The 1,243-nt window shown below is 62.9% G+C and carries 1 protein-coding gene; it reads left to right on the forward strand.

Features of this window, described 5'->3' with window-relative positions; genetic code table 11:
• Positions 1-175 precede the first annotated feature (175 nt).
• Positions 176-1,243, forward strand: a 1,068-nt coding sequence (locus EOM25_15125) for a transposase (GenBank protein ID NCC26511.1), incomplete at its 3' end; no start/stop codon positions are given.

The raw sequence follows: 1,243 nt of genomic DNA on the forward strand, positions 1-1,243 counted from the left end.
GGCGTAGTCTCCGCCCCCCCTCTTCACTCCACCTCGAACCCCTGGCTCGACTTTTGCCATTTTGCCGAGAGGAAGTGACCTGAGAATTCTCTTTGCCTGTTAAGCATGAATCGGCCTGACCTCTGTTGAAAGGTGTTCAAGTGACCGAACATCTGTTCCGCAGAGGAGGCCGAGGATGCTGGATTCCATCCCCGCGCTCACAGTCCTGTTGGAGACCTTTCGCCCATGCATGACCGCCCCGACTTACCAGAACTTCTGTCTCCTGCTGGCGGGCTCCGTCCTGGCTCAAGGGCGCCGGACCGTGACGGAGATGCTTCGGGTGACGGCGTTCCTGGGGCCGCAGAAACACTTCTCTTCGTATCACCGCTTCTGGAGCCGTGCCCGTTGGTCTTCTCTCCACTTGGCCCGCGTGCTCACCGGCCTGGTCGTGGCTCTCGTGCCCCCGGGTGCACAGGTGCTGGTGGCTGGAGACGATACGACGGAGCGCAGATCGGGCTCCAATGTCTATGGGGTGGGATGTCACCGGGATCCGGTCCGGTCGACCCAGGCTGTGCTCACATACTGCTTCGGGCACAAGTGGGTGGTCCTGGCCGTCCTGGTCAAGCTGCCCTTCTCCAGCCGCCCATGGGCACTTCCGGTCCTGTGTCTCCTGTACCGGTCGAAGAAGGAGGACGAGGCCCGTCGCCGGCGGCATCGAACCCTGGAAGACCTGATGCTCCTGGGTCTCTGGCTCTTCCAAAGGTGGGTGCGCAGCCGCGAGATCCTCTTTGTCGGCGACGGCGCCTACGGCTCGGTTCGACTGGAAAACGACGCCCGCCGGATGGGCATCCACGTGGTCACACGGATGCGAAAGGATGCCGCCCTTTACGCCAAAGCGCCTGCCCGACGCAAGGGCCAGAGGGGACGACCTCGGAAAGTGGGCAGGCGGCTCTCCTCTCCCGAGAAGGTGGTCAAGCGCAGGAGCAAGCCCTGGACCCCCGAGCTCCTGGAATGGTATGGAGGTCAGCTCCGAGAGGTCCGGTGGATCACCGGAACCGGTTATCGGACAAAGCCCGGTCAGCCTCCCGTAGAGGTCCGCTGGGTTCTGGTGGAGGATCTGGCGACCGGCAGGCAGGAGTGCTTTTCGTCCACCAACGTCGGTCAGACTCCCCAGCAGATCATCGAATTCTACGTCCTCCGGTGGTACATCGAGACAACGTTCCAGGAGGCTCGGCGTCACCTGGGTCTGGAGTCGACCCGGAAC

This window comes from Deltaproteobacteria bacterium (assembly GCA_009929795.1).
Classification (GTDB): domain Bacteria; phylum Desulfobacterota; class Desulfovibrionia; order Desulfovibrionales; family Desulfomicrobiaceae; genus RZZR01.